Origin of the sequence: Halalkalibacterium halodurans (assembly GCF_004376175.1) — a bacterium.
GTDB lineage: Bacteria > Bacillota > Bacilli > Bacillales > Bacillaceae_D > Halalkalibacterium > Halalkalibacterium halodurans.
In genome coordinates, this window is record NZ_SNUY01000108.1 from 1 (window position 1) to 6,174 (window position 6,174).

The following is a 6,174-nucleotide window of genomic DNA, read 5'->3' on the forward strand; positions in this document are numbered from 1 at the left end:
TATACACTTCGCCCTTGACAGAACCTTCTGAAACTTTTTGTGTAGTCACCAAGGCTGCTTAAGGTCTAATATATTGGCAATTCCAAAGGAAACCCTGCGAGCTTACACAAAATTCTTGACGGTACCTTTCTCTTAATAATTTTGTATCTTCCTTTTGAATTCTAAATCCCTGTAAAGTGTTTGATAAACTAACAAGCAAACCTTCGCCTTCTGTCTCCCCACCTAAACTTAAATGATAGTGTGCGGAGGATTTATCTTTAAAGTTTACTGTCAAATCAAACTCCGCTATGTAATTTAACATACCTTCCATTTTCTGAGCATTTTCAATTGCTTCTATAAAAGTTTTCATCCTGCTTGCATCTGTGAACTGTTTCGATTTTAATGAAATGTCTTTAGAGTCCCACTCCGGATGTGAATTAAGGGATACTTATAACATCTTTATCGTAAAAAGGGATGCCCTTTTGTGTTTTCTCACTGCAACCCACAACAAAAGTTAAAATAATTACAACATATAATAAAAAACACTTCCTCAATTACACCCCTCCCTCACGTATCCCATTTCAACAACCTTGCAAAATCTCCATCTATTTTAACATAAAATTACATTTGTCTTTCTTAATCAATAAGACTGTTACTATAATAGTTGATCAAACCTGTAATAAAAAGCGAAAAAGGGATAAATGACTGTTTGCCTCATTTACCCCTTACTGTTTTATTGATTAACCTTTTTAATTCTTTCTACTTCCTTCCTCTGCCAATACTTCCCACGTTTTCCCAAAGTCCTTTGTCTCATAAATACTTTGTTTCATTGATCCGAGTACTAACATTTCATCATCTGTTGGATGGTTACTAATATACATAATGTAATCATCGTCTACCTTAAAATTCAGAGATGCCCATGTTTCTCCAAAGTCTGCACTTAAATACAAGCCTTCCTTTTCTCCAAAGAGATAGGCTACTAAATCTTCTGAATCAGAATCAAGAGTTTGGAAAGAACTTGCGCTAAGATTATTTTCTTTTAAAGCCCACGTTTGACCACCGTCAGATGATTCATACAGTCCTGTCTCAGTTCCAGCTAGTAAGTAATCAGGAGATTGCGGATGAGACGTTAATGAAAGAACCGAAGCTACAGGTCCTGGTAATCCTGTAGTATCAACCATCTCCCATTCATAACCTCCATTGTTTGACCGATATAGGTTTGAGTTGTATACATCAATTCCATACATAAATTCTTGGTTTCCTTCATTTACATGTAAAAGATGAAAATCAACTTCCTCATAAAGTGCAATTGGTTCCCATGTTTCCCCAGAATCATGACTAATAATGACCCCTAATGGATCAACATAGTCAGATCGAGCACCAGGATGTCCACTTGAGATCATCAAGTCCTCATCTATAATTGTATAACCCATGAAATCATGCTGATGTTCTGGATCCCCAACTAATTCCCAACTGTCTTCGTTTAAATTAATTAAGCCCATATGTGTAGCTAGAAAAATACTCTCGTCATGTTGTGAGTATTCTAATCCATGAATATGCATAAACGAGTCGATCTGATCTGTGTCATTTGAGCATGCTGATATAACAAATAGAGATAGAGTAATTATACTAGCCATTAATCCTTTTTTCATTGAACTAATCCCCTTTAAATGTGGTTTCTTTTTGTTGAAAATTTGCTCACTCTATCGTTAAAACCTTCTACGATAGAGCGACAACTTTTATTTTAACATGTTCTTTCTCTTTAAAAATTCTTCTTCTGAGATTTCACCGGTTGCGAAACGTTCCTCCAAAATGGCATAGGGAGACTTCGCTTTACTTTCCAATCGAAACAAAAGCCTTAGTATTAAATAAATGATTAAAAGCAGAGCAAGTGCAACAAATCCCATTTTTAAGATATACGACATCATTTCAGCTGAATCTCCAAACATACGATCTCCTCCTTTAAAAGCCCATAAAACCATTAAAAATATTATTTACTAAATAAGAGGTAATTCTAGTTATCCAATCAAAATATAAAAATACACCAAATATGATCATTAAAATTCCACCAAATTTCATAATGAGATTTGTATATTTTTTAATCCAATTCATTCTTCCAATAAAGAATGTCATCAAAAAGAACGGTATTGCAAACCCAATACTATAAGCACTCATATAAAGCATCCCGGAACCCGGGTTGGTCATACTTAAAGTAATAACGGAAGCTAAAATTGGTCCAATGCAAGGAGTCCATCCAGCAGCAAATGCAATGCCAATTACATAGGTGCCAATATACCCGCTAGGTTTATTGGAAAATTGGAATTGATGATTTTTCATTAGAAACGAAGGTCGGATTACTCCTAGAGTTACCAATCCAAACAAAATAATAAAAATGGCCCCTAGCTGTCTAATGAGATTATTGTATTTCAAGAATAGGTCTCCTACTAATGTTGTGGACATTCCTAGCACAACAAAAATAGTAGAAAACCCTAAAATAAAGATGAACGTGTGTAACATAGCTCTTGGAGGTAAAAAACGACCTTTTTTCTTCATCTCATCCACCGTCATCCCGGTTATATAGGATAGAAAGGCTGGATATAAGGGAAGATTGCAGGGGGAAATAAAAGATAAAACCCCCGCTCCAAAAGCCAATAATATAGTTAAATCTGCCATAACAATCTCCTTTTAAGCGTAAGAATGTAATCCTGCGATGACCAAATTAATAAATAGCAAGTTAAACATGATGATCCCAAAACCAATCACTAAGAGCCATGCGGATTTCTCACCATGCCACCCCCTTGATAGTCTTAAGTGTAAATAAGCAGCATAAAAAAGAAACGTTATAAGAGCCCAAACTTCTTTTGGATCCCAACCCCAAAATCGTGTCCAAGCGATTTGAGCCCAAATCATGGCAAATATTAATCCACCTAAAGTAAAGACTGGAAACCCAATAATAATCGATCTGTAACTAACTTCATCAAAAAGTTGTGGACTAACGTTTTTCAAGATAGGTTGTATCGCAGCTGCAATCCGACTTCTTAGAATGAAACGTAATAGAAGATAAAGAATACTTCCTGAAAGGATTGACCATAAAAACGTATTAAACTTTCTTGGAGACTCCACTCCGTTCATCCAGCCGGGTGTTTCAAATAATGGGCCAAATCGGTTTTGATCAGCTGTTATTAATTCACCTTCATAAGGACCTACAATAGCCGGTAATTCATATTCAAGCTGTGCCTCCACTTCCCATTCATTTATCCAATTAAAAGTGACAGAATAATTATTTAATGAAAACACTCCCACCGTTATTGCAATGGCCACAGCACACGTAACCGAATAAATAACAGCCTCAAGCCAAAATGTTTGTTTTGAGCGCTTACTTTGGTCAACGACACGTATAAGGTAGATTAAACCTGCAATAAATCCAACCCCTAGAATCCCTTGACCAATAGCAGTGGTTATCACATGAATATGAAGCCAGTAAGTTTGCAAGGCAGGTATTAAAGGCGTAACTTCGCTTGGAAATACTGATGCATAGGCAATGATCACAATTCCAACAGGCATTGAGAAAATACCTAATACCGGCTTCTTATAAATAAGATAAAGAATGAGAAACGCAAAAATAATGGTTAATCCTAAGAACGTGGTATATTCAAACATATTACTTACCGGGGCATGTCCAGCCGCAATCCACCTAGTGACAAAATACCCTAGTTGTGCTAAAAATCCTGCACACGCCAGACCAAAGCTGATCCATCCCCACCTCTTCGTTTTATTAACTGATTTACTATTTTCATAATAGATCGTAATAGAGAAAGCAATTGTCGCGAAAATGTAGATAAAAAACGCCGCGAGCAATAGATTACTACTTAGTTCGACCATATTGTAACACTCCCAACCTACTTATTTGTCTTCTGTCCTATCGACCGGCTGTTCGAGCTCTGCCTCTTTTGCCACTTCAGCCATTTCACGTTTAAAAGCATACCAATTCTTATTCGTATGGCCTGCCATCATTACTTTCCCATTCTCTTCTTGTATCCAAATTCTCCGGTGAGTCCAATAGCTTCCCTGGACTAATCCGATCATAAAAATGAATCCACCTATAACTAAAATGGGTAAAGTATAGTCTTTTCGAACAATCAGCGCAGATACATGTTTTGTCTCTAGATCAGATAATCGAATTGAATAAACATTCTCATTTGTAGGATCAAAATTACGTCCAATGGTTAAAAAACTTACTTCTTTTTTTTCTTGATTTGGACTATTCACTTCAAAGATAAAGGCTGGATTATCAGGAATCCTTGATTTGGTACTTGGAATTCCATCATTATTTAAATAATAGTCTGGTAGATAATCTTGTAATTTAACGTAGTAGTCGTTAGGAAGATCATATTGTTGTTCAGGATAAAATAGATCAACTGTAAACTCTCCAATCGTTTCACCTGTTTCATCATGTTCAACTGCAAACATCATCTTATTTAACTCATGGAGTTTGTAATCAACTTGGTATAGACCAAATCCATCAAATTTAAAGGGATCATTCACCCTGATTTGGTACGTATCCACTTCTTGCAGATCGCGCTGTGAACCTACTGGACCGTCATCGTTTCGTTGGTACAGTGTCACGTTTGTTTGATAGGTTTTAACAACAACTCCCCCTGCTCTATCAATCGCCGTTTGGAAGAGCTCGTCATTTTCATCGTATAATTCAACAATAAACTGATGATTTTCCAGATAGTATTCTCCATTTGTTCCTGGGATTACCTCCGTATCCCCTTCTCGAACCCAAAGGTGGTGATCAACAAACATTCCCGGAAAAAAGCGTAGCATCCCACCAATTAAGAAAATAATGAGACCAATATGGTTTATATAAGGTCCCCATCTAGCAAATCGGCCTTTTTCAGCTAAAATAGAGGTTCCATCTGTTCTAACGTTGTATTTCTTTCCCTTTAAACTACTCAACCATTTCTCTTTATTTGGCGCTATATCTAGTTGTGTTTCACTTACTAGACGCTGTTTCTTCATAAAATTGATGTGTTTATGGACACGTTGGTGTTTTAAGGAACGATATAAGGGAAAAAAACGATCCACGCTAGCAATGATAAGTGAAACGGTCAATGCAGCCATTAATAATAAATACCACCAAGATTGATACAGGTTATGAAAACCTAATTCATAATACACTTGTCCGAGAAACCCATATTGATCTTGATAGTACTCTGCCGGATTAACGGTTGGTGGTATATACATTTCCTGTGGAAGAATGGTCCCCAATGATGACGCTAGCAACAAAATGACAATAATCCAAATCCCTACTTTTACTGAGGAGAAAAAATTCCATATTTGATCAACTATCGTTTTATTGTAGGTTTGCGAACGTCTTGCCGCTCCCTCATAACGCATATTTAAAACTTGCTGGTTATTACTCGCGACTAACGGTTTGCCGCATCCTCCACATAAGTCTGTTCCTTGAGGGTTTTGCTGTCCACAAGAACAGCTAAGGTTATTCATTTCAATCACTCCTGCGGTTTAATACTTTCCATATACTGTGCGATCGCTTGCTCTGACATGCCTCCTGTAATGATGTTAATGATTTCCCCTTCCGCATTGATTAGAAATGTAGTCGGAAGTGGAATAACACCATAACGGTCTAATACTTGTTGTCCTTTATCCATAGGAATTGGGAACGTTAAGTTTAGTCTTTCTACAAAGCGCTGAACGGTTAATTCGGGTTCACCTACATTTACAGCAAGGATTTCAACTCCCTGGTCTTTATATATCGCATATTGATTCTCCATATACGGCATCTCACGCTCACATGGTGGACAATATGTACCCCAGAAATTTAAAAACACTCCTTGCCCCCGGTAATCTTCAAGCTCCACTTCATTGCCATCAAGATCAGTAAGAACAAAATTTGGTGCTTCATCGCCTATCCGAACAGCTGCATCCGCATCTGAAAAGAAATTAGAATAGAATGTATACCCGATCGCGACTGCCATGATGAGCAAGGTCACTGTTCGTATAAATAATCGTCTAGTTTTCATAGAACTCCTCCTTTAAACCTACACGTATTGTCAAAACTTTATATAAAAATAGGTTATTAAATCCTATGTTAGAGGGCTTTATAAGCAAAAAAATTGCCACCCCCTGATTTCTGTAGATAATTGAGGTTACCATACACCCAATTCCAGA

The 6,174-nt window shown here is 36.9% G+C and carries 7 protein-coding genes; all 7 read right to left on the minus strand.

Annotated elements, in window-relative coordinates; translation table 11 throughout:
• Window positions 1–58 precede the first annotated feature (58 nt).
• The 7 genes from E2L07_RS19760 to resA all read right to left on the minus strand — a co-directional run bounded on the left by E2L07_RS19760 (window position 59) and on the right by resA (window position 6,026).
• The gene (locus E2L07_RS19760) at window positions 59–388 is read right to left on the minus strand and encodes a YhfM domain-containing protein (protein ID WP_478292537.1); all 330 of its coding nucleotides are present in this window, start codon (window positions 386–388) and stop codon (window positions 59–61) included.
• 340 nt (window positions 389–728) lie between these two features.
• Complete coding sequence (locus tag E2L07_RS19765; protein WP_134230454.1) at window positions 729–1,631, minus strand: F510_1955 family glycosylhydrolase; 903 nt, start codon at window positions 1,629–1,631, stop codon at window positions 729–731.
• An 87-nt stretch (window positions 1,632–1,718) separates the two neighbouring features.
• Entirely contained in the window at window positions 1,719–1,928 is a 210-nt protein-coding gene (locus E2L07_RS19770) for an SHOCT domain-containing protein (protein WP_166740140.1), read from the minus strand.
• A 13-nt stretch (window positions 1,929–1,941) separates the two neighbouring features.
• Window positions 1,942–2,652, minus strand: coding sequence for a cytochrome c biogenesis CcdA family protein (locus E2L07_RS19775; RefSeq protein WP_134230456.1), 711 nt, complete (start codon window positions 2,650–2,652; stop codon window positions 1,942–1,944).
• 12 nt (window positions 2,653–2,664) lie between these two features.
• A complete protein-coding gene (gene ccsB, locus E2L07_RS19780) occupies window positions 2,665–3,861 on the minus strand; it encodes a c-type cytochrome biogenesis protein CcsB (protein ID WP_134230457.1) in 1,197 nt (398 codons plus the stop codon).
• A gap of 21 nt (window positions 3,862–3,882) precedes the next feature.
• Window positions 3,883–5,490 (minus strand): cytochrome c biogenesis protein ResB, encoded by a 1,608-nt coding sequence (resB, locus tag E2L07_RS19785; RefSeq protein WP_134230458.1) that lies wholly within the window; start codon window positions 5,488–5,490, stop codon window positions 3,883–3,885.
• 5 nt (window positions 5,491–5,495) lie between these two features.
• Entirely contained in the window at window positions 5,496–6,026 is a 531-nt protein-coding gene (gene resA, locus E2L07_RS19790; protein ID WP_003324864.1) for a thiol-disulfide oxidoreductase ResA, read from the minus strand.
• Window positions 6,027–6,174: the final 148 nt, after the last annotated feature.

Excerpts from the sequence above, each read along its gene's own strand:
- E2L07_RS19765 (WP_134230454.1), bottom strand. The coding sequence starts at position 1,631 with ATGAAAAAAGGATTAATGGCTAGTATAATTACTCTATCTCTATTTGTT.
- E2L07_RS19770 (WP_166740140.1), bottom strand. The coding sequence starts at position 1,928 with ATGTTTGGAGATTCAGCTGAAATGATGTCGTATATCTTAAAAATGGGA.
- E2L07_RS19775 (WP_134230456.1), bottom strand. The coding sequence starts at position 2,652 with ATGGCAGATTTAACTATATTATTGGCTTTTGGAGCGGGGGTTTTATCT.
- ccsB (WP_134230457.1), bottom strand. The coding sequence starts at position 3,861 with ATGGTCGAACTAAGTAGTAATCTATTGCTCGCGGCGTTTTTTATCTAC.
- resB (WP_134230458.1), bottom strand. The coding sequence starts at position 5,490 with ATGAATAACCTTAGCTGTTCTTGTGGACAGCAAAACCCTCAAGGAACA.
- resA (WP_003324864.1), bottom strand. The coding sequence starts at position 6,026 with ATGAAAACTAGACGATTATTTATACGAACAGTGACCTTGCTCATCATG.